Origin of the sequence: Arenimonas sp. (assembly GCF_047602345.1) — a bacterium.
GTDB lineage: Bacteria > Pseudomonadota > Gammaproteobacteria > Xanthomonadales > Xanthomonadaceae > Arenimonas.
Genome location: NZ_JASGHN010000006.1, coordinates 188,310 through 208,549, shown reverse-complemented (window position 1 = coordinate 208,549; position 20,240 = coordinate 188,310). Strand labels below are relative to the sequence as shown.

The 20,240-nt window shown below is 65.6% G+C and carries 21 protein-coding genes and 1 pseudogene; 12 read left to right on the top strand and 10 right to left on the bottom strand.

Annotation, left to right across the window (positions count from 1 at the left end; all coding sequences use genetic code 11):
- Positions 1 to 3: 3 nt before the first annotated feature.
- Both QM707_RS05465 and QM707_RS05460 read right to left on the bottom strand, forming a co-directional pair.
- Positions 4 to 1,104 carry a diguanylate cyclase gene (locus tag QM707_RS05465; RefSeq protein ID WP_415000848.1) on the bottom strand — a complete coding sequence of 367 codons (1,101 nt, stop codon included), beginning with the start codon at positions 1,102 to 1,104 and terminating at the stop codon, positions 4 to 6.
- 96 nt (positions 1,105 to 1,200) lie between these two features.
- Positions 1,201 to 2,085, bottom strand: a complete 885-nt coding sequence (locus tag QM707_RS05460; protein WP_415000847.1) for a neutral zinc metallopeptidase — start codon at positions 2,083 to 2,085, stop codon at positions 1,201 to 1,203.
- Between the two features lie 100 nt (positions 2,086 to 2,185).
- On the opposite strand from QM707_RS05460, the gene QM707_RS05455 reads away from it, so the two are divergent.
- From QM707_RS05455 to QM707_RS05445, 3 genes are all read left to right on the top strand, one after another.
- The gene (locus QM707_RS05455; protein WP_415000846.1) at positions 2,186 to 4,051 is read left to right on the top strand and encodes a diguanylate cyclase; all 1,866 of its coding nucleotides are present in this window, start codon (positions 2,186 to 2,188) and stop codon (positions 4,049 to 4,051) included.
- 95 nt (positions 4,052 to 4,146) lie between these two features.
- On the top strand, positions 4,147 to 4,848 hold the full coding sequence (locus QM707_RS05450; protein ID WP_415000845.1) for a histidine phosphatase family protein: 702 nt from the start codon (positions 4,147 to 4,149) through the stop codon (positions 4,846 to 4,848).
- Positions 4,849 to 4,873: 25 nt separating this feature from the next.
- On the top strand, positions 4,874 to 5,776 hold the full coding sequence (locus QM707_RS05445; RefSeq protein ID WP_415000844.1) for a dienelactone hydrolase family protein: 903 nt from the start codon (positions 4,874 to 4,876) through the stop codon (positions 5,774 to 5,776).
- A gap of 225 nt (positions 5,777 to 6,001) precedes the next feature.
- Here QM707_RS05445 and QM707_RS05440 read toward each other — a convergent pair whose 3' ends face one another.
- Entirely contained in the window at positions 6,002 to 6,700 is a 699-nt protein-coding gene (locus QM707_RS05440; protein WP_415000843.1) for a hypothetical protein, read from the bottom strand.
- Between the two features lie 137 nt (positions 6,701 to 6,837).
- Between QM707_RS05440 and QM707_RS05435 the strand changes: the two genes are divergently transcribed.
- Complete coding sequence (locus tag QM707_RS05435) at positions 6,838 to 7,317, top strand: hypothetical protein (protein ID WP_415000842.1); 480 nt, start codon at positions 6,838 to 6,840, stop codon at positions 7,315 to 7,317.
- Positions 7,318 to 7,329: 12 nt separating this feature from the next.
- Here QM707_RS05435 and QM707_RS05430 read toward each other — a convergent pair whose 3' ends face one another.
- A complete protein-coding gene (locus QM707_RS05430; protein ID WP_415000841.1) occupies positions 7,330 to 7,881 on the bottom strand; it encodes a YaeQ family protein in 552 nt (183 codons plus the stop codon).
- Positions 7,882 to 7,992: 111 nt separating this feature from the next.
- Here QM707_RS05430 and QM707_RS05425 point away from each other — a divergent pair.
- Positions 7,993 to 9,063, top strand: a pseudogene (locus QM707_RS05425) (FAD-dependent oxidoreductase); the annotation flags it as partial.
- 603 nt (positions 9,064 to 9,666) lie between these two features.
- Here QM707_RS05425 and dbpA read toward each other — a convergent pair.
- Positions 9,667 to 11,043 carry an ATP-dependent RNA helicase DbpA gene (gene dbpA / locus QM707_RS05420; protein ID WP_415001812.1) on the bottom strand — a complete coding sequence of 459 codons (1,377 nt, stop codon included), beginning with the start codon at positions 11,041 to 11,043 and terminating at the stop codon, positions 9,667 to 9,669.
- An 87-nt stretch (positions 11,044 to 11,130) separates the two neighbouring features.
- Between dbpA and QM707_RS05415 the strand changes: the two genes are divergently transcribed.
- The 4 genes from QM707_RS05415 to QM707_RS05400 all read left to right on the top strand — a co-directional run bounded on the left by QM707_RS05415 (position 11,131) and on the right by QM707_RS05400 (position 13,486).
- On the top strand, positions 11,131 to 11,646 hold the full coding sequence (locus QM707_RS05415; protein WP_415000840.1) for a hypothetical protein: 516 nt from the start codon (positions 11,131 to 11,133) through the stop codon (positions 11,644 to 11,646).
- A gap of 48 nt (positions 11,647 to 11,694) precedes the next feature.
- The gene (locus QM707_RS05410) at positions 11,695 to 12,303 is read left to right on the top strand and encodes a hypothetical protein (RefSeq protein WP_415000839.1); all 609 of its coding nucleotides are present in this window, start codon (positions 11,695 to 11,697) and stop codon (positions 12,301 to 12,303) included.
- Positions 12,304 to 12,444: 141 nt separating this feature from the next.
- A complete protein-coding gene (locus QM707_RS05405) occupies positions 12,445 to 12,711 on the top strand; it encodes a DksA/TraR family C4-type zinc finger protein (protein ID WP_415000838.1) in 267 nt (88 codons plus the stop codon).
- A 31-nt stretch (positions 12,712 to 12,742) separates the two neighbouring features.
- The gene (locus tag QM707_RS05400) at positions 12,743 to 13,486 is read left to right on the top strand and encodes a type II CAAX prenyl endopeptidase Rce1 family protein (RefSeq protein WP_415000837.1); all 744 of its coding nucleotides are present in this window, start codon (positions 12,743 to 12,745) and stop codon (positions 13,484 to 13,486) included.
- Here the strand turns inward: QM707_RS05400 and QM707_RS05395 are convergent.
- From QM707_RS05395 to QM707_RS05385, 3 genes are all read right to left on the bottom strand, one after another.
- On the bottom strand, positions 13,483 to 14,889 hold the full coding sequence (locus QM707_RS05395) for a serine hydrolase domain-containing protein (RefSeq protein ID WP_415000836.1): 1,407 nt from the start codon (positions 14,887 to 14,889) through the stop codon (positions 13,483 to 13,485). The two genes, QM707_RS05400 and QM707_RS05395, sit on opposite strands and share 4 nt — an antisense overlap.
- Positions 14,890 to 14,951: 62 nt before the next feature.
- The gene (locus tag QM707_RS05390; protein ID WP_415000835.1) at positions 14,952 to 16,070 is read right to left on the bottom strand and encodes a hypothetical protein; all 1,119 of its coding nucleotides are present in this window, start codon (positions 16,068 to 16,070) and stop codon (positions 14,952 to 14,954) included.
- A 152-nt stretch (positions 16,071 to 16,222) separates the two neighbouring features.
- Positions 16,223 to 17,548 (bottom strand): PQQ-dependent sugar dehydrogenase, encoded by a 1,326-nt coding sequence (locus tag QM707_RS05385; RefSeq protein WP_415000834.1) that lies wholly within the window; start codon positions 17,546 to 17,548, stop codon positions 16,223 to 16,225.
- Between the two features lie 138 nt (positions 17,549 to 17,686).
- Between QM707_RS05385 and QM707_RS05380 the strand changes: the two genes are divergently transcribed.
- On the top strand, positions 17,687 to 18,661 hold the full coding sequence (locus tag QM707_RS05380; protein ID WP_415000833.1) for a restriction endonuclease: 975 nt from the start codon (positions 17,687 to 17,689) through the stop codon (positions 18,659 to 18,661).
- On the opposite strand, the gene QM707_RS05375 is transcribed toward QM707_RS05380, so the two are convergent.
- A complete protein-coding gene (locus QM707_RS05375; RefSeq protein WP_415000832.1) occupies positions 18,658 to 19,023 on the bottom strand; it encodes a hypothetical protein in 366 nt (121 codons plus the stop codon). The genes QM707_RS05380 and QM707_RS05375 overlap by 4 nt on opposite strands.
- The gene (locus tag QM707_RS05370; protein WP_415000831.1) at positions 19,020 to 19,562 is read right to left on the bottom strand and encodes a bactofilin family protein; all 543 of its coding nucleotides are present in this window, start codon (positions 19,560 to 19,562) and stop codon (positions 19,020 to 19,022) included. Before QM707_RS05370 ends, QM707_RS05375 begins: the two co-directional genes overlap by 4 nt.
- Positions 19,563 to 19,717: 155 nt before the next feature.
- Between QM707_RS05370 and QM707_RS05365 the strand changes: the two genes are divergently transcribed.
- Both QM707_RS05365 and QM707_RS05360 read left to right on the top strand, forming a co-directional pair.
- Entirely contained in the window at positions 19,718 to 19,936 is a 219-nt protein-coding gene (locus QM707_RS05365) for a hypothetical protein (protein WP_415000830.1), read from the top strand.
- Between the two features lie 7 nt (positions 19,937 to 19,943).
- Positions 19,944 to 20,222: a hypothetical protein gene (locus tag QM707_RS05360; protein WP_415000829.1), complete on the top strand. Its 279-nt coding sequence runs from the start codon at positions 19,944 to 19,946 to the stop codon at positions 20,220 to 20,222.
- Positions 20,223 to 20,240 lie beyond the last annotated feature (18 nt).

Sequence of the window (20,240 nt, the reverse complement as noted above, 5' to 3'; positions counted from 1 at the left end):
CCGCTACTCGGGAGATACCACGGACCTCTTCGGCGAATCTTCATGTCCGGCCGTGCGGTTGCGACCGCCCTGCTTGGCGCGGTAAAGGGCGCGATCGGCGGTTTCCGTCCACTCTCGCAGATCGGCGTCCGCATCGGGCGTGGCGGCGATGCCGATACTGACCGAACAGACCAGGTTCGGCGCCCGCGGGAAGCGCAGGGCCTGCACATCGGCGCGAATGCCCTCCGCAAGAGATTCCGCCACCGGCAACGAAACCGGCAAGGCCAACGCCAGTTCGTCGCCACCGAGCCGGCCGGCCAATCCGCCGGCGTCGGTATGGCGCGAAAGGATGACCGAGATGCCGCGCAGCACGTCGTCGCCGACCGGATGGCCGTGCACATCGTTGATGATCTTGAATTCATCGATGTCGACCAGCAACAGGGCCGCATGCGTGCCCGGCGCACGCTCGCGCAGGAAAGTTTCCACCGCCCGTTCCCAATGGCCGCGATTGAACAGACCGGTGAGCGCATCGACCCGACTGATCTGTTCGAGAAGCATGTTCTGCCGTTGCACCCGCCGCAGCAGTCGATAACTGCTCAGGCTGACCGCCAGTGTGTGGATGACGAGGATGGGCAGGCTTGCCAGCACCACCGTCATGCTCGAATACGGCTGCACCGCGAAGCCGGTGATGATGCCGATGCCGATCATCGCGCCGAACATGCCGGGCAGCGAACGCAGCCACAGGCCGCGGATACCGGTATTGAGCTTGTCCGCCATCACCACCGCGACCAGCACCACCGACGGCAGCACGTTGAAATGCATCAGCGGCGCCCAACTGCCGGCGAAAAAAGAATCGACGACGAAATTGCGCAATTCGGCGCGGAAAGGATCGGGGTTGTACTTCGCGTGCAGGTAGGCCAGGTGAGGCCACAGCAGGCAGGAGAAAACCGCCCAGGCCCAGACCGGCCAGGGCGACTTCAGTTCGTGCAGGACGGCGATGACCGGGAGTGCGCCCAGGCCCATGCCGAGGACGCGCAGCCCGTAGGTGCGGCGCGGCAGGGACTGCAGGTAGCGCGTGTGCGAGTCGGCGGTATCGCGTGGACCGGCAACGGAATCCGGGTGCATCGGCATTCGTTCCCCCCGAAACGAAGGGGTCCAGCATAGCCGATCGGCGCAGGCGCGTCGTTCAGCGAACGACGCCCCCGCAGGGACAGGCCAGCGCTACAGCTGGCTCGCCTTGAACGTATCGCAACGTCCCGCGTCGCCGCTGTCGAAGCCGTTGCGGAACCAGCGCACGCGTTGTTCGGAGGTGCCGTGCGTGAAGGAGTCGGGCACGACCGTACCGCGGGCCTGCTTCTGCAGGCGATCGTCGCCGATGGCCGTCGCCGTGCGCAGGGCTTCGTCGATGTCGCCGGCCTCCAGCCAGGCGTATTGCTGCTGCGCCCGGTTGGCCCAGACACCGGCGTAACAATCCGCCTGCAGCTCCTGGCGGACCAGGATGCCGTTGTCGCCCTCGACGTTTTCGCCTTGCTGGCGCAGCGCATTGACCTTCGACGACACGCCGGTGAGGGTCTGGATGTGATGGCCGACTTCGTGCGCGATGACATAGGCCTCGGCGAAATCGCCGCCGCCGCCGAGGCGCGTGCGCATCTCGTCGAAGAATGCCGTGTCGATATAGACCTGTCGGTCGCCCGGGCAGTAAAACGGGCCGGCCGCCGAGGTCGCACGGCCGCAGGCGGAAGAGACCTCGCCGGAGAACAGGACCAGAGTCGGCGCGGGATACTGGCTGTTGCTTTGCTGGAAGATGCCGCCCCAGACGTCTTCGGTCGAACCGAGGATGGTGCGGATGAACTGCGAGGTCTCGTCGTTCGCGGGCGCCGGCGTTTCGTCCGCCGGGGCCGTTTGCGTCTGCGGATCGCCACTGCCCTGCTGTTGCGCCAACAGGCCGAGCAATTCCATCGGATTCTTGCCGGTGACGAAGGCGGCGATCAGCACCAGCACGATCCCGCCCAGGCCGATGCCGCCGATACCACGGGCGCCACCGCCCATTCGTTGGCCGCGTCGGTCCTCCACGTTGCCGCTCTGCCGTCCCAGTCGCCACTTCATGTCGTCGTCTCCCGAGGGGGCGAAGGCATTGTGCACGAAGCCGTCCTTAATTCATCCGCAATTGGCCTCTAGCCTGCGCATTAAGGACAAGGAGCAGGGCATGCGGGCGATGATGTACATGGTTCTGGCCTTCGGCATCGGTTCCATCGGGCCGGTGTCGGCCACTGCCGGCCCCTCGCTGCAAGCCTCGTTGGAAAAGGCGATGGCGCTGGCGGACAGCGATCCGGAATCGGCCCGGCCGATGCTGGCCGCGCTGTTGCCCAAACTGCCGCAAGGGGGCGCGCGCAACCAGGCAGCGGCCAAGCTCTGCATTCTGACGGCGGTCGTCGACGCCGAGGCCAGCCTGCCGATCGCCGCCGAGGCGCTCGCGCAGGTGCGTACCGGCGCCGATCGAAAATCGGAATCGCAACTGTTGCGCTGCCAGGGTTATGCGGAGGAGTCGCTGGGCAAGCACGCGCAGGCGGCGCTGCGCTATGCGGCGGCCGTGGCGGCGGCGGAAGCTTCGGGCGATCGCGAAGCGCTCGCCGATGCCCTGGTATCGCGCGGCGAGCTGCGGCATTTCAATGGCGAATACGATGGCGCCATCGCCGACCTCAAGCGCAGCTACGACTTGTGCGTGCAACTGGGTCTGGACGGCGGCCAGAGCTACGCCCTGAATGCGATGGCCAACCTGTATGCCGACGCCAATGTCGGCGAATACGACAAGGCCATCGGCTATTACGAAGAACTGCTGGCGCGCCATCGTCGGGCCGGAAGCGCAGGCGAAATCGCGACCGCGCATTTCAATCTCGGCTCCACCCTGGAACGCAAGGGCGAGTTCGGTCCCGCGCTGGCGCAATACCGCACGGCGCGCGAAATCGATCTCAAGCGCGGTGATGCCGACAGCGTTGCGGAGGAAGAGCGTGTGATCGGCGCGGTCCTGGTGAAACAGGGCAAAGCGGGGCAGGCCTTGGCCTGGATCGATCGTGCGCTGGCGCATTTCCGCCGGCTCGGCGATGCCGACGGCATTGCCCGCGTGCGTTTGACGCGCGGGATCGCCTTGCGCGCGGCGGGCCGTTCCAGCGAAGCACTGGCCGACCTGGAGGCGTCGCGCGCCCATTTCCTCCTTCTCGGAAACCAGCGTTTCATGGCACGGATCGACGAGGAGCGGGCACTGGCGCATGCCCACGAAGGGCAATGGCAGGCGGCCTACGCGGCGCTTGGCGATCAGTTCAAGGCGCAACGCGAGTTGGATGGGAAGCTGGCGGAAGAAAGGACATCTCGCCTGCGCGTGCAGTTCGACGCCGAACGCACCGAGCAACTCAACCGCGTGTTGCAGGTGGAGAACCGACGCCGGGGCGAAGCCTTGAAAGCGGCCGAGCGCGAGCGCGGATTGCAGCGCATGGTCATCCTGCTCGGTGGACTCCTGCTCGCGGTCCTGATGGTCCTGGCGGTGCGACAGCTGCTCAAGGTGCGCCGCCTGCGCATCCTGGCCTTGACCGACGAACTCACCGGCTTGCCGAACAGGCGCAACATCCTCGCCTTCCTGGCCGAGCAGGCACGGGCGGCGGAACGCAGCGGCCAGCCCTTGAGCGTGGTGTCTTTCGATATCGATCACTTCAAGCGCATCAACGACACGCACGGACACGATGGCGGCGACCGGGCCCTGAAGCGGGTCGCGGCCCTCGCCGGCCAGGCCCTGCGCAGCAGCGATCGCCTGGGTCGCGTCGGCGGCGAAGAATTCCTGCTGGTGTTGCCCGGCACCGGTCCGGCCACGGCCGCCGAGATCGCCGAACGCAGCCGGCGAATGGTCGAAGCCGGCGATTTCGATGCGGTCGCGCCCGGTGCGCAGGTCACGATCAGCCTCGGCGTCAGCGCCTGGTCGGACGCGAAGGACGAAATCGAGGCCTTGATGAAGCGCGTGGACGAAGCCTTGTATCGGGCCAAGGAATCCGGACGCAATCGGGTCGTCGTGGAAGCGGCGTAATACGCGCATGGCGCGATCGGGGGCAGTGGCTGGCGCATGCGTTGACCTCGCCGCGGCCTGCGCCTAGGCTGCGGAAAACACTCCGGAGCGCGTGCATGAATCGTTGGCTGTTGCGTGGCCTGGCAGGCCTGTTGCTGGTGTCGTCGGCTCTGCAAGCCCAGACGCCGGCGCCGGCGGCGAAGACGATCTACCTGATCCGCCACGGCCACTATTCCCCGGATCCGAAAGCCGACGAGAAACTCGGCCCGCATTTGTCCGCGCTCGGCGTCGCCCAGGCGAAGCTGGTCGGTGCGCGCCTGGCCGGCATGCCCAAAGGTTTCGACAAGCTCTACGTCAGTCCGGTGCAGCGCGCGCGCGACACCGCGGCGGCGATCGCGCCGGGCTTCGCCGGGCGCAAGTTCGAGACCATCGACGATTTGGCCGAATGCACGCCGCCGACGCGCCGCGCCGAGATCATGGCCAAGGAAAAGCCCGAGGACCTGGCCGCCTGCCAGGCCGCGCTCGACCGCGTGTTCGACGCCCATTTCAAACCGGCGAGCGGCGCAGAAAGCACCGAGATGTACGTCTGCCATGGCAACGTCATCCGCTACCTGGTCACGCGTTCGCTCGGCGTGGACAGCAAGGCGTGGCTGGAGATGTCGGTCGGGCATGCGAGCATCACCAAGATCCGCATCGAAGCCGACGGCCGCTACAAGGTGATCGCGGTCGGCGACGTCGGCCACCTGCCGCCGAACCTGCTGACCGGCGCCAGCGGCGATGGCGAGCGCGACCTCGCGGTTTCCGCATTGCCGGAATAGCCCGCCGACGCAAGGAGATATTCGTATGTCCGACGATGCGCGCAAGACTTCGGCCGACTACTCGCCGGAAGTGTGGAAACTGTTCGACGAATACGTGCACGGCCTCATCGACCGCCGTGGCTTCCTGTCGGCCGCGACGAAGTTCGCCGGTGCGTTGGGCGCGGTCGGGCTGCTCGATGCCCTGAACCCTCGATTCGCCGCCGCGCAACAGGTCAAACCCGACGACAAGCGTCTCAGCGCGAAATACGTCGAGTTCGATTCGCCCAAGGGCTATGGCAAGGGGCGGGGTTATCTGGCCAGACCAGCGGAGTCAAAAGTCTTGTTGCCGGTCGTTCTGGTCGTGCACGAGAACCGCGGGCTCAATCCGCATATCGAAGACGTGGCGCGTCGCTTCGCTCTCGAAGGCTATATCGCATTCGCGCCGGACGCCTTGTTTCCGTTGGGCGGTTATCCCGGCGACGAGGATGCGGCCCGCGCGCTGTTCGGAAAGCTCGATCAGGCGAAGACGCGCGAGGATTTTCTCGCCGCCTGCGCGATGCTGTCGAAAGTCGAGGGAGGCAATGGTCGAATGGGCGCCGTCGGCTTCTGCTATGGCGGCGGGATGTCGAACTGGCTCGCGACGCAGTTGCCGCAACTGGCCGCGGCAGCGCCGTTCTATGGTACCGGTGCGCCCCTGGAGGACGTGCCGAAGATCAAGGCCGAGATGCTGGTCGTGCTGGCCGCCTCCGACGAGCGAATCAACGCTGCCTGGCCGGCTTATGAGGCGGCGCTGAAGGCCGCGAACGTGAAGTATTCGCTGTACCAGCCGGAGGGCACCCAGCACGGTTTCCATAACGATACGACGCCGCGTTATGCCGAGGCGGCGGCGAAAGAAGCCTGGAAGCGCACCCTGGCCCTGTTCGAGCGACGCCTGCGCAAAACGGGTTGATCGCGATGGACGCCGCCGCGCAGAGGCGAAAACAGACGATCAAGGATCTATTGGCATTGCCACGCTCCGTCGTGCTGCCTCATCCGGCGATGCACGCACTGCTGGTCGTCGCTGATGGTGGCGCTGCGTTTCCTGCTCGTGCTCGTGGTCAGCACGATGTCTGGCGAAGAAATGGCCGCGATGGCCCGCAATCCCCACATCGACTGAGTTGCTGGCGTTTCGGATTCAGCCCGGGCCGGCGGGTGCGAGCTTGCGCATCAGGTCCGGCCTCAGGTCGCGGAAAATGAACATTCCGGTGACGAGCAAAGCCAAAGCGACGAAGCCGCTTTGGCCCATTTGGAACGCGTAGGCCGACAGCACGAAGATGAAACCGGCACTGAGCAGGTGGATGAAGACGAGCGGCTGATCCCTGCGTTTGCGCTGTTCTTCGTCGAGCTTGGAAGCGACGTCCTGTCGATATTGGCGGAACAGATCGGGCGCCGCGCAAACCACGATCGCGAGCAACGACCACCATAGGCTGGGGGTGAGCAAACCGTCCGCATCGAGATGGCTGACCGCCAGCATCAGCACCCAGCCGAACAGGCCGGTCAGCACGAGGCTCCCGGTGAGGTTGATCGCGAACAGGGTGCCCCAGGACGAAATTTCGTTCGCAAGGCCGAAGCCGCGGATCTCGTCGCGCAGCGAAACCGAGACGCCGAGGGTACCGATGCCCATGATCGTGAAGGCGATGTTGAAAACGTTCAACAGCAGGAACTGCGCCGCCGAGCCACCGAAAATCAGCAGCAAACCCAGCGGAACGAGATGGCGTGCGACAATCGATGCCGTTTGGCCGCCGCCGGGACGCGGTTCGATCTCGGACGCGATCGCGGATGCGAGGCCCACCGATCCTGGTGACTGCTTGCGATGCTTCTTCTTCTTGCCCATCGATGCCTACAACGGATCGCGGTGGCGAGACCGGCAGATTACACGCACCGGCCGTGACTGACACGAAACGGACACATGGCAGAAATATAGTCCCGGCCATCGGCGGCCTCCGGCCACCTTCGCCCATCGAGGATTCCATGTCGAAACGCATGCTGGCCGGCATTGCCCTGTTCTGTGTCCTGGTCGCGGCCGCCTTCGCGCAGAGTGCTTACGTGAACCTCGAAACGCGCCTGACGCCGGAGCAGTTGCGCGAGACGGGCCTGGATACGCTCAGTGCCGAACAGCTGGCGGCATTGAATCGTCTGCTTCGCGCCGATGCCGAGCGCATGGCGAAGTCGGCGCCGGCGCAAGGTCGCGAGACTGGCGGTAGCGCCTGGCAGTTGGGACTCGACGAGAAGCCGATCCGTAGTCGCCTGAAGGGAACATTGAGCGGTTGGGAACCCGGCACGGAGTTCGAACTGGAAAACGGCCAGCGCTGGAAAGTACTGAAGGGCAGCCTGAAGCTGCGCAAGCCGCTGCAGTCGCCGGAGATCGAGATCAGCGCCGGCGTCGCCGGTCGCTGGTTCCTGCATTTCGACGAGAACTGGCCGGGCGCGCGCGTCTATCGCGTCGACTGACGCGTCGTCCCTTCAGCGCGCGGACGCTTCCTTGCGGATCGCCGGGCGAACATCGAGGTTGCCGGCCTCGCCCAGCAACTGCAGTTCGCCATCCTGGATCAGGCAGCTGAAACGCAGGCTGCGCTGGTACATGCCCGCCAGCGCGGCCACCACGTCGACGGCGAGATCGACGACTTTCAGATTGTCGAAGCGGGCGAGGGCGCTCGCGTTCTTGTTCCACCACAGCTCCGACGCATGGCCGCCGTAGTTCACGACGACCACTTCGCGCGCGCGGCCACAGGCCTTGCGGATGCGCGACTCGTCCGGATGACCGAGATCGATCCATTGCTCGATGTCGCCCACGTAGTCCTTGCGCCACAGGTCCGGTTCGTCGTCCGTGCTGATGCCGCGGCCGAACTCCAGGCGCTCCTCCGCGTGCAAGGCGAAAGCGACGAGGCGCACCATCAGGCGCTCGTCCGTTTCCGATGGATGCTGCGCCAGCGTCAGCGCATGACTGCCGTAGTAGTGCCGGTCCATGTCGCTGACCTGCAGTTCCGCTTTCACGATGGTGGCTTTCAGCGCCATGCGGTTGCCCTCCGAAAGGCCGGCATTCTAGTGCCTGCCGATGCGATCCGGGCGGTCCAGGAGCCGGCGGCGCCGGTCGATCGGGCCGATACGGCAATAAGTAGCCAATAAATGACGGCCGCCGGGGAATATGGCGGCACGGCAGGGCGGCGCTGTAACCCTGAGGGCGATGGAACGCTTTGGCTGCCCTGCCGAACCCTCATTCTTGGAACCTGGAACATGGATACCGATGTACTGATCGTCGGCGCCGGCCCGACCGGGCTGATGCTCGCCATACAACTGGCCCGTCGCGGCGTGCGCGTGGCGATCGTCGACCGCCATTCCGGCCCGGCCCAGCAGAGCCGCGCGCTCGGCGTGCAGGCGAGGACGCTGGAGATCTACGGCCAGCTCGGCCTGGCCGAACGTGCGATCGAACTGGGCAAGATCGGCACCGGCGCCAATCTCTGGGCCAATGGCCGGCGCATGGGCCGCGTGCCCCTCGGCGATGCCGGACGGACCGTGACGCCCTATCCCTATATCCTCGTGCTCGGCCAGGACGACAACGAACTGCTGATGGGCGCGCATCTGCGCGAACTCGGCGTCGAAGTGCAATGGAACACCGAGCTGGTCGCGCTGGAACAGGATGCGCATCGCGTGCATGCCCTGCTCAAGCAGCCCGATGGCAGTACGCGCGAGATCAGCGCGTCCTGGATCGGCGGCTGCGACGGTGCGCGCAGTCCGGTGCGCAATCTTTGCGGTATCGATTTTCCGGGCGCGCCCTACGAACACGTCTTCTTCGTCGCCGATACCGAATCGGTAGGCGACATGACGCCGGACGAGGTCAACGTCTACCTGTGGCGCTCGGGCTTCCATCTGTTCTTCCCGATGCGCGGCGAAAATCGCTGGCGCATCGTCGGCATCGTGCCGCCGGCGCTGCGCGGGCAGGAGGATATCGCGCTCGACAAGGTGACCGACAGCCTGCAACAGGAAGCCGGCGCCAATCTGAGGATCAACAGTTGCAACTGGTTCTCGACCTATCGGATCCACCACCGCCGCGCCGAACGTTTCCGCCAGGGGCGCTGCTTCCTGCTCGGCGACGCCGCGCATGTACACAGCCCGGTGGGAGCGCAGGGCATGAATACCGGCCTGCAGGACGCCTACAACCTCGGTTGGAAGCTCGCCCTGGTCGTGAACGGCGAGGCCGATGCCGACCTGCTCGATTCCTATGAGGCCGAACGCATTCCGGTGGCGCAGCAGCTCCTCGGCAGCACCGACCAGATGTTCCGGCTCATCGTTTCCGACAATCCGCTGGCCGGCGTGTTCCGCACGCAGATCGCTGCGCGCATCGCCCGACTGGCGATGAAGCTGGGACCGGTGCAACGGCTGGCGTTCCGTACCGTCTCGCAGACCAGCATCCACTATCCCGATAGCCCTTTGTCCAGCCATGTCGGCGCCTTGCCGCATGATGCGCCGCGCTCCGGCGATCGCTTTCCGTGGCTGAAACTGCGCATACGCGAAAACGGACGGGTGCACGACCTGTTGCAGTGGCTGGACGATCGGCGTTTCCACTTGCTCGTTTTCGGCCAGTCGCTGCCGGCCGACGAACTGCCCGAGTCGGCCGGATTGCTGCAGCTGCATGAAGTGCCGGACAGCGTCGACAACGACGTCGCGCTGGCGGCGGCGAAGATCCCGCGGCGTTGCTTCTACCTGCTTCGCCCGGATGGCCACGTGGGCCTGTGCGGCGATCGCGTCGACGCGGCCGCCATCCTGCATTACCTGAAGGAAAACCTCGGCCTGCGCCTGGATTCAGATGCGGCGAACGCGGAACTTGCGGCCCTTGATCTTGCCGGCCTGCAATCGGGCCAGCGCGCGTTCGGCCTGGCTGCGCGCGATCGCGACATAGCTGCGGGTCGGAAACACATCGATCTTCCCGACCGCATCGCCGGCTAGTCCGGCTTCGCCCGTGAGCGCACCGACGATGTCGCCGGGACGCAGCTTGTCGGTCTTGCCGGCGTCGATGCGCAAGCTCACCATCGCCGCGGCGGGTGCAGAGCCGGGACGAAGGGCCGCCAACGTCGGCTTGTCCCAACGCAGGGCCTGACCGATTCGCTCCTCGATCTGCCGTGCGCGCGGCAGCTCCCGCGAGGTGCACAGGGTGAAGGCCAACCCCGTGCGTCCGGCACGCCCGGTACGGCCGATGCGATGGATATAGGTATCCGTGTCGCTGGGTACGTCGTAATTGATCACCGCCGCCAGGTCTTCGATATCCAGTCCGCGGGCCGCGACATCGCTGGCGACCAGGACGTTGCAGCTTCGGTTGGCGAAACGCACGAGGACTTCCTCGCGATCGCGTTGTTCCATGTCGCCATGCAGGGCCAGCGCCGAAAAGCCCAGATGCGCCAGCGAGGAAACGACTTCTTCGGTGTCCTTGCGCATATTGCAGAACACGACGCTCGAGGCCGGGCGATGATCGAGCAGCAGGCCGGCCAGCGCCGCCGGCTTGCGCGCCGGTTCGACTTCGAGGAAACGCTGGTCGATCGCCGCCTGCGGCGCCGTCTCGCCGACGGTGACTTCCACCGGATCGCGCAGCGTCGCCTTGCCGATCTCGCGTATCGAATCCGGGTAGGTCGCGGAGAACAGCAGGGTCTGGCGCGTCTTCGGCGTCTTGCCGACGATTTCGCGGATCTGTTCCTCGAAACCCATGTCGAGCATGCGATCGGCTTCGTCCAGGACCAGGCTGCCGATGCCGCGCAGGTCCAGCGCCTTCTTGCGCAGCAGCTCCTGCACGCGGCCGGGCGTGCCGACGACGACATGCGGCGCATGCTGGGCCAGCGACGCGAGCTGCGGCGCCAGCGGCGCACCGCCGGTAAGCGTCAGGATCTTGAGGTTGGGAATGCCCGTGGCGAGCTTGCGCATGTGCTTGGCGACCTGGTCGGCCAGTTCGCGCGTGGGACACAGCACGAGCGCCTGCAGGCGGACCTGGGCCGGATCGAGTCGGTGCAGCAGCGCCAGCCCGAAGGCCGCCGTCTTGCCGCTGCCGGTCGGTGCTTGTGCGATGAGGTCGCGCCCCTCGATCAAAGCCGGCAGGGAGCCGGCCTGGACCGGCGTCATGCGGGTATGCCCCAGCGCATCGAGCCCGAGGAACAGGGCAGGGTTCAGGGGCAGGTCGGAGAATTCGGGCAATGGCTCGGTCATGCGACATGATACCGGAGCCGCATTCGGGCTTGCCCTCGGCTGCTAAAATGCGCCATCCATCGATGGGAGCGCCCGATGAAGTTCGTTGCGAATTTGTTGCCCCTGTTCCTGGCATTCGGATCCGTGATGGCGCTCGCGCAGGGCGGCAAGGCGGTCGAAACCGACGCGCAGAAGTTCGTACGCATGACGCGCAGCCTCGAAGCCGATCCCTCGATGGACAAGGACAAGAGCATGCGCAGCTGGTTGCTCAAGTGGGCGACGGACAGCCCCGACGTCTATGTCGACATATGTCTGGGCCTGCTGTGGCCGTCTGCACAAGAACGGGATACGCCGCATGCCGGCGCACTTGTTCTCCAATACACGTTCGGCAACGCCGCTTTCCAGATCGAACATCCGGACCAGGCCAAGGACAAGCACGCGGTGCAGATCGCCGGCGTGCGCAGCGCCCTCAAGGCCTACGCGGCGATACTGAAGAAGGATCCGTCGGCGAAGAATCCGTATTTCGACGATCTTCTCGCCAAGGACAAGGCCGGCAAGCTGGATCAGGAATTGCATGGCCGCATAGACGCGGCCTGCGCGAAGAAGGAGTAATCGCCGGGTCGTTCGGCATCGATGCCGTCCTCGCCAGCGTCTAGTCATATGAAGAAACCGATCCTCCTCATCCTGATCCTGGTGCTGGTCATCGCCGTCACCGGCAGCCTGCTGCTGTACCGGCAGGCGCAGACGCGCTGGAGCAAGGACTCGTACGACGAAGAGTACGCGGCCTTGCAGGCCGAGGCCGCGAAGAAGGAGGGCATGCCGCGGTCCGACGCCCTGCGCGAGGCCGGTCTGGCCATGACCGCGAAAAAGCTCAAGGCGGCCGAAGGCGCTGACGCCAAGGCATTGGCGGCTGCGGAAACCTTTTTCGGGTTCCTTTACATGAACACCAAGGCGAGGGTGGCCTGGTGTCGCGAACGCGGCGTGGACATCTCGCACTTCGCCGACGTGTTCACCGAGCACAATGCGGTCGAACTGGCGCGAGCCGAAGCGGTCTTCGCCGCCAATGGCGCCGATTCGCGCTCGCTATGGGCGATGTCGCAGGACGGCATGCTGGACATCGTCGCCGTGGACATGCAGGACGTCGCTACCAGCAATGGCATCCCGCTGGAGGGAACTTGCGCCTTCTTCAACGAGCATGCCGACCAGATCGCACCCCATATCGCTTTCCCGGTCGACGTCAAGGAAGCGTTGATGACGGGCGGTAAATAGATCGCCGGGAAATCCTTCGGATCGGTTGTCGCAAGTGATGCAGGGTGAGTGGTTCGTGATTGATGGTTGATGGTGCCGAGGCGCTGGGCTCTGCTTTCACCATCAATCACGAACCACTTGCCATCAACTCAGGAGAACGCAATGGCTACGGGTTGGGCCGGCGATGGCGCCGTACAGGATCAAATCGATGCCACGGTGAAGGACGGCATCAAACGGGCGCGCAGCCGCTTACCGCAGGGGCCGGGGCGTTCGCATTGCGAGGAATGCGAGGCGCCGATTCCCGAAGCGCGTCGCAAGGCCATGCCGGGCGTGCGCCTATGCGTTCCCTGCCAGGAAGCGCAGGACCGCGAAGCGGGCATCGCCAGCGGCTACAACCGGCGCGGCAGCAAAGACAGCCAGTTGCGCTGAGCCAGGCGACAACGATTCTCCAAGGGGCCGAATGGGCGCAGCAATGCAGGCTTGGCCGATATATCTTGGCGTGCTGCTGGTTTGGGCCTTGTTCCATGGCTCGGCGTCGCTGCTGGGAAGCATGCGAGGCGAGGCCGGATGGGCCGTCCTCATTCTCGTCGTCGGCGCCTTGCTGCTGGTCGAACGATGGCTGCATGGTCGGCCGGCGCGCGATGCGTGGCGCGCCTTGGGTTTCGGGCGTCCGTCGTGGCGGGCGATCTGCGCGGCGCTATTCGTTCTTGTCCTGGTCGGCGCGGGCTTCGCGTTCATCGTTCGGCAATGCGGGGTCGGTTTGCGCCTGATCGATGCCTGGCCCTGGCTGGCGCTGGGTATGTTCCTACAGGGCGGCCTGGCGGAAGAAACGTTGTTCCGGGGTTATCTGTATCGCCACTATCGCGAGCGACATGCCTTCTGGCCGGCGGCGCTGCGCTCCCTGCTTCCTTTCGTGCTGGTGCACCTGTTGTTGTTCCTGACCCTGCCTTTCGCGATCGCAGCGGCGTCGCTGGGTCTGTCCATCGTGACGACGTTCCCGCTGGCGAAGCTTTTCGATGCCGGTGGCGGAACGGTCTGGGCGCCGGCCCTGCTGCACGCCGGCGTGCAAGGCATCAAACTGTTCGAACTGCCCGCCGTCGAAGGCGTTCCGCTCGCCGTCTGGTGGATGTTGTTGTTCGCGACGCTTCCATGGCTTGTATTCCTGCCCGTCTTCGATTCCACAGGAACGCGGGAAAACGCCTAGCGGCGCGCCAGGATCATGCTTCCCAGGTGTTGCGCCGTCGCCTGCGATCCGCGATCCAGGTTCGACAGCACGATCACCGCGTAGCCGGACTCCGGAAACACTTCGAACGAGGCGTTGATACCCGGGGCGCCGCCATCGTGGCCGTAGTGTTTTTCCTTGCCCTCGCTTACGCCGAAGCCGAAGCCGTACTTCATGTCCGGGCCCATCTCGATGTCGCCGCGCGTCATTCGCGCCAGGGTTTCGGGTTTGACGATGCGGCCAGCCTGCAGCGCCGCTGAGAACTTCAGCAGGTCGTTGGCCGAGGCATAACCGCCGCCGGCGGGCGAGCCGCGCAACGCCAGGCCGCCCGTGTTCGCTTCGCCATCGCGCAGGTAGCCGACGGCGCGTCCGCTGCCCTCGTCGGCATTGGCGTAGTGTTCGCTGCGGCTCATGCCGGCGGGTCCATACACGGTTTCGCGTACCAGTTGGTAGTAGTCCTTCCCGGTGATGCGTTCGGCGATGAGACCGAGCAGCACGTAACCGTTGTTCGAATAGCGGAATTCCTGTCCTGGCGTGCTCGCCGGCGCCTCGTCGGAGAAAAGCTGCGCGTATTCCGCGACGGTGTCCAACTCGCCGCGGCGTTCGGCGTACTTCGGCCCCCAGAACTCGCCCAATCCGGAGCTGTGATTGAGCAGGTGGGCGATGCTGACCTTGTCGCGGACATCGGCCTGCGGCCAGTCTGGCAGGAAGCGGCCTACCTTGTCTTCGTACTGGAGCTTGCCCTGTTCGGCGAGTCTTGCGATCACCAGGGCCGTGAACATCTTGTTGTTGGAGGCGAGGTTGAAGGGCGTGTCCAGCGTATTGCGTCGCTGCTTGGCGCGATCCGCGAAACCGTAGGCCTGCGCGAATATCGGCTTGCCGTCCTTGGCGACGATCACCGCGCCCGAGAAGTCCGTGTTCCGCTCCGCCATGGCTTCGGCGATGGCGTCCGGCAGGTCCGCCTCGCTGACCGCGGCTACCGGGGCGGGAGGTGGTTCGTCGGCATCGAGCAGGAAGCCGGCGATCTTCGATTCCGGCGCCGGACTCAACAGGACGGTCAGGAGCATGCGGTCGCCGGAAGGCGCCGCCACGCGCACCTCCACGCGGTCGGGCTTCGGCGTGATCGACAGCGGCGGTTCGTCGCCGATGTCCTCGCGCAGGCGATCGAAGAAAGCGATGAGATCCTCGCCGCCGTTTTTTTCCAGCCTCTTCGGCGCAAAGTTTTCGGCGATGAAGGCGCGCCTTTCCTCTTGCGAGGCGTCCAGTGCCTGCAGCAGGCCTTCCACGCGCGTCAGTCCGATGGGCTTGTCGGCGGCCACCGCCCAGATCGAGACGATCGCCAGGAACAGGCAGAGCACGATGGCGGAAGGTATTCGACGAAACATGGCGCGATCCCCGGGCTGTTTCATCCGAGGATGCGCGCCAGCGCAAGAGCGTCGCAGGAAGGTCAGCGCCGCCGCGTCGGGCGGCTGCCGCTGCGCTCCGGTCGCTTGGGCGCGCCGCCTTCGGGACGTCGCAATCCTTCCGGGCGTTGCAGGCCTTCGGGCCGCTTGCGCGTCGCGTTCGGCGCCTGGCCGGCCGGGTTTCGGCTGGTTCCCGATGCGTTCGGGGCCTGGCCATTCGCCGCCTGACCATGGGTCGTACCCGTACTCGTATTGCGGGCGGGCGCCGTGGATTGTGCGTTCTGACCGCCGTAGCTGCCGTTGCGCGCGGCCGTGGAGGATGACGTGCCCTGCGCGTTGTTCGAAGAAGTCGCCGTGCGCGTAGCGGCGGACGATGACGATCCTTGCTTGCCGTGGCTTCCCGGTTCGACCTGCTGCACGTTGCCGTCGTGGCCGACGTAGACCTCGTCGTTCACGCGAACGACGCTGCCGTTGTCGGTATGGATACCGGCCGCGGTAGAAACTTCACCGGTGTTCGGGTTGTAGACCGCACCACGGCCGACTTGCGCTTCGTTGCCGGTGTAGGCATTGCCGATGGTGCCGTGGCTTCCTGCCGCGGCCGCGCCGGTGTTTTCATTGTAGACCGCGCCGCGTTCGCCATAGGCATAGTCGCCGGTGTAGGCGTTGGCCACGCCACCGCGTTGCCCGACCGCGTACGTGCCTGTTGCCGCGTTGTAGGCGGCTTTCGTCTGGCCCGCGGCTGCGTTTCCCGTCCACGGGTTGTAGGCGGCGCCGGCACGCGTCGCGCCCCAGACATCGTCGTAGTGGTAATAGCGCGTGCCGGTCGTTGCGGCGACGCCGCCATACGGCCCCCAGACGGCCGCGCCGTAGGGGCCATAGACCGCACCGGCCACGGGCGGCGGCGCGACGTACCAGGGATAGGCCCAGGCGTACTGATAGGCGTAGTAGCCTGCGACCGCGCGACGGCACCAGGGATAGGCATCGACGTGCACTACGGCGCGATCGCCATCGGCTTCCCTTACCAGCGCCGTGTAGCTGCAATCATGGCCCCAGCCGGTGATGACGACCGCATCCGCCGCGACGGATTCCGAGGGCAGGGCGAATCCCGCGCAGGCGATCGCGAGTCCGGCGACCAGCGCCGGGACGGATGTACGGCATTTCATGGTGACTCCGCTATCTGTTCGTGGGCTCGGGGGCGGCGTCGCAATGCCCACTGCTGCGCGCCGTCTGCATGGCGCCAGAGTGCGGTGGTCGCACCTACTTATCGTCTACTTATTGGCGAATCGGGGGCGGGACCGCCCCGGCTGGCCCGCGCTCAATCGACGCGCCAGACGATATTGCCGACATCGTCGGCGACCAGCAGACCGCCGCGTTTGTCGATCGCAACGCCGACCGGGCGGCCAAAGGCCTGCCCCTGCGGTCCGAGGAAGCCGCCAAGCACCTCTTCCGGCAGGCCTGATGGGTTGCCGGCCTTGAACGGCACGAAGACGACGCGATAGCCGCTGGGCGGATCGCGGTTCCAGGAACCATGCTGACCGATGAACATGCCGTTGGCGAAGCGAGCGGGTAGGGCGTTCCCGGCGGCAGACGTCAGCCCGAGCGAGGCGGTATGCGCACCCAATGCATAGTCCGGCATGATCGCCTTCGTCACCAGATCGGGCCTCTGCGGCTTCACGCGTTGGTCCACGTGCGGTCCAAAATAACTGTAGGGCCAACCGTAGAACCCGCCATCACGCACGGAGGTCATGTAGTCGGGCACGAGATCGTCGCCGAGCTCGTCGCGTTCGTTGACTACCGTCCACAGCATGCCGGTATCGGGCTGCCAGGCCATGCCGACCGGATTCCGCAGGCCGGTAGCGAATTCGCGGCTAGCGCCGCTGGCGACGTCGATTTCCCAAATGGCGGCACGTCCGCGCTCAACCTCCATGCCGTTCTCACCGACGTTGCTGTTTGAGCCGACCGACGCATAGAGCTTCCTGCCATCGCGGCTGGCGATCAGATTCTTCGTCCAATGATGATTCAGGCGCCCACCGGGCAGGTCGACCAGCTTGCTGCCTGCAGCCTCGATGCGGACGGCTCCATTGCGATAGGGAAAACGCACTACCGAATCCGTGTTGGCGACGTACAGCCAGTCGCCGACCAGCGCCATGCCGAAGGGCGAGTTCAATCCTGCAAGGAAGACGCTGCGCGTTTCGGCTTTGCCGTCGCCGTCGGCATCGCGAAGCAAGGTGATGCGATTGGCGCTGGGCGTGCCGGCGCCGGCCTTCTTCATCGCGCGTTTCATGAAAAAACCCTTGATGCCTTTGCCATCGTCGGGTTTCGGCGGTGCATTGGTCTCCGCGACGAGGACGTCACCGTTCGGCAACACGTAGAGCCAGCGAGGATGATCCAGGCCTTCGGCGAAACGCTGAACCTTCGTCCCGGGAACCGGCTTGGGAGCAAGACCGGCCGGCCAGCCGACCGCTTCAGCAACCTTCACCGTGGGTATCAATTGTTTGTCCGGTGGCGGCAGCATGGGATTGGGCCCGACGCCGGCCTGCGTGGACGAACCGGCACCATTGCTGCAGGCCATCGAAGCCAGGCCGAGCGCCGCCGCCAATATGGACGGCCAGACCCGAGTTCGTGCGGCAAGAGTGTTCATGGGTTCCGTCCCGTCCGATGCCTTCCGATTGCAGTCCCGCCGGATTGAACGGCCCCTGAAAAGAGGCAGTGAAGACGGCGTTAGTTCATCGGCGGTATGGTTGGTTCCGAAATCCTGTTGATGCGAAGGACTCGAGGCATGAATGCAGGTTCTGACCACGGAATGTCGCGATTGAGCTGGCGCGATTTCGAAAGGCTGCTGGCCGAGCACTATCGGCGCGAAGGCTGGCAGGTCGAACATATCGGGCACGGCCATCCCGGCGCGCGCCCCGAGGTGGCGCTGGATATGAGGCTTCAGCGCGATGGCCGCACGGTGATGGTGCAATGCAAGCACTGGAACACACACCAGGTCACGCACAACGCCGTGCACGAGCTGATCGGACTGATGGCGACGGAGGGGGCGGACGGCGCTGTGCTGGTGACCGCCGGCGACTTCACTTCGCATGCGCGCGATGCGGCGGCCAAGGTGCCGGCGATCGAATTGCTGGGTGGCGACGAGCTGCGGCGTCGACTGGGCGCGATGCTGCCGGACGAGCAGGATGTCGTGCCGATCCGGCGCATCGATATTCCCGGCACGCTCGAGGGCGCGACCATCGACGGGCTGGAGCCGAAAGACGATGCGCCGTCGTCGAATCGGAAGGCGCTGTGGCTTTCTCTGGGGGCCGCCGCTCTGGTGCTGGTGGCGTTGGGGGTCTGGTATCTGCATCGCGAGATGATGTCGATGTTGTTGCCCAAGCCCGCTTTGCAGGGCGCGGCGATCGAGGAAAAGAAGAACGAAGCGGCAGCCTTGCCCGAACGCATCGTCAAGCGGCCGCGTCAGGCAGCGCGCACCGGCGGCGAGACCGTTCCGGCCGAGGGCCCGGCCGCCTCGCGCGGCGTCATCGAAATCGGCAGCGCCGAAGAAATGATGAGCGAAGAGGAACTGCGCGAATGGAAGCGCAAGAATGCGGAAGCCATGAAGGCGCTGGAGGACGATACCCCCGACCTGCAGGCACTGAATGGCGGCCGATCATGCATTGGGGTCAATGGCGCCCGTCGCGCGGCGGTTGCGCGCGACCTGATGGCGATAGGGAATGGCCGGCGAACGGTCTTGCCGTTCGCCGGACTCGCTTAGTGCCGCGTGCCCTTGCCGCCCGGCTTGCCGGGGGCGGGGCTCATCTCGACCGACAGGCTGAAGCTGCGCTGTTCGTTCGGAGCCATCGCGCCGACGCCGACCAGGCGACGCGCGATCTCGTCGCCGCGCTGGTTGCGGATCGAAACGACCACCGTGTACTCCCAGGACTGTCCATCGTCCGGATGCACGAGGTTGCCTTCGATATGCAAGGGCGTGGCCGTGGCGACCGGCGCCTTGCCGGTGGGGTCGAAACGCAGGTGGTGACGGCAGGCGGGGCAGACCGTCGCGCTTTCGAGCACGGTTTCCTTACAGTGCGCGCACTCGCGGGTCGCTCCGGGAGTGCCGGGGCGAGGGGCGCTCATGACGCGGCGCCGGACTCCAGCCCGCCGCTATGCACCGACAGCTTGCCGCTGCCGTTCGGCGCGGACGACTTCGAAGACTTGTCGTCCTCCCAGCCGAACACCGCATTGCCGCGCATGCGCGCACCGGGGGCGACCGTCAGCGTGCCGGCTTTGACGTCGCCGGCGATCACGCCGCTGGCCTGCAGGTCGACGCGAACGGCGCCTTCGATATTTCCTTCGAGTTCGCCGGCGATCATCACCTTGTTGGCGCGAACGCCGCCGGTGAGCTTGGCGCCGGCTTCGATCGTCAGGTCGCCCTGAACGTTGACGTCGCCCTTGAATTTGCCGGCGATGCGCACGCTGCCGCCACCTTCGATCTTGCCTTCGATCGTGATGTCGGAAGCGATCACCGATTCCTTGCGCACGGGCTGGGGTTCGGAATAGGAAACCGGGGCCGGCGAATCGCTACGGGCCGGCGTGTCGAATTTTGCGGGTTCGCGATTGTCGGGCATGGCGGCTGGGCTCGGTTTGGCGGAAGCGTTGTCTTTCCAGAGGGACATAGGGGGATGTCGGCGGGTGGGGGGGCTTTTGAGGCTAGCAGCTTCCGTTGACAAGCTGAAATACAGGGTTCAGTTATCGGTCAGGTATCGGAACAGGGATGCCGCCCGAGCCTGAACCGGCTATCTTTCGGTTACCCCCTCCGGAGGACTCACGGATGCGATCGATCCTGCTCTTGCCTGTGTTCCTGCTCTGCGTCGCCGGCTGCGCCACGGGTGGCATGCATCCCGGCTGGACCGGTGAGGGCGCCGAACCTTTCGATGGCGCCCGTGATGCCTGCCGCGCGCAGGCCGATGCCGTCACCGCTGCCAGCGAGCGCGAAAAAGCCTTCGAGGCCTGCATGGAGGCACGCGGTTGGCGGCGGCTCGGGCAATAGGCCGACCGTGAGCGCTCTCGACAAATTCCAGTGCGTTCACTGTGGCGCCGCCCGGTTCCAGACGGACTCGGATGGCTTGCTGCGCTGCAACTACTGCGGCAGTACCTATCGTCGAAAGGCCGAAACGGGTCCGAAACTGGTCATCGGCTCGGGAGCCAATGTGACCATCGGCCGCGGCGGTCGGGTCCAGGTGGAAGGCAGCGTGCAGGTCGAGGACGGCGCACAGCTCGAAGTGTTGGGCGAGCTGGAGCTGGTGACGCGTGCCAGCCCGGGCTCGCGACGATGAGACGCTCGCCCGGTCGGG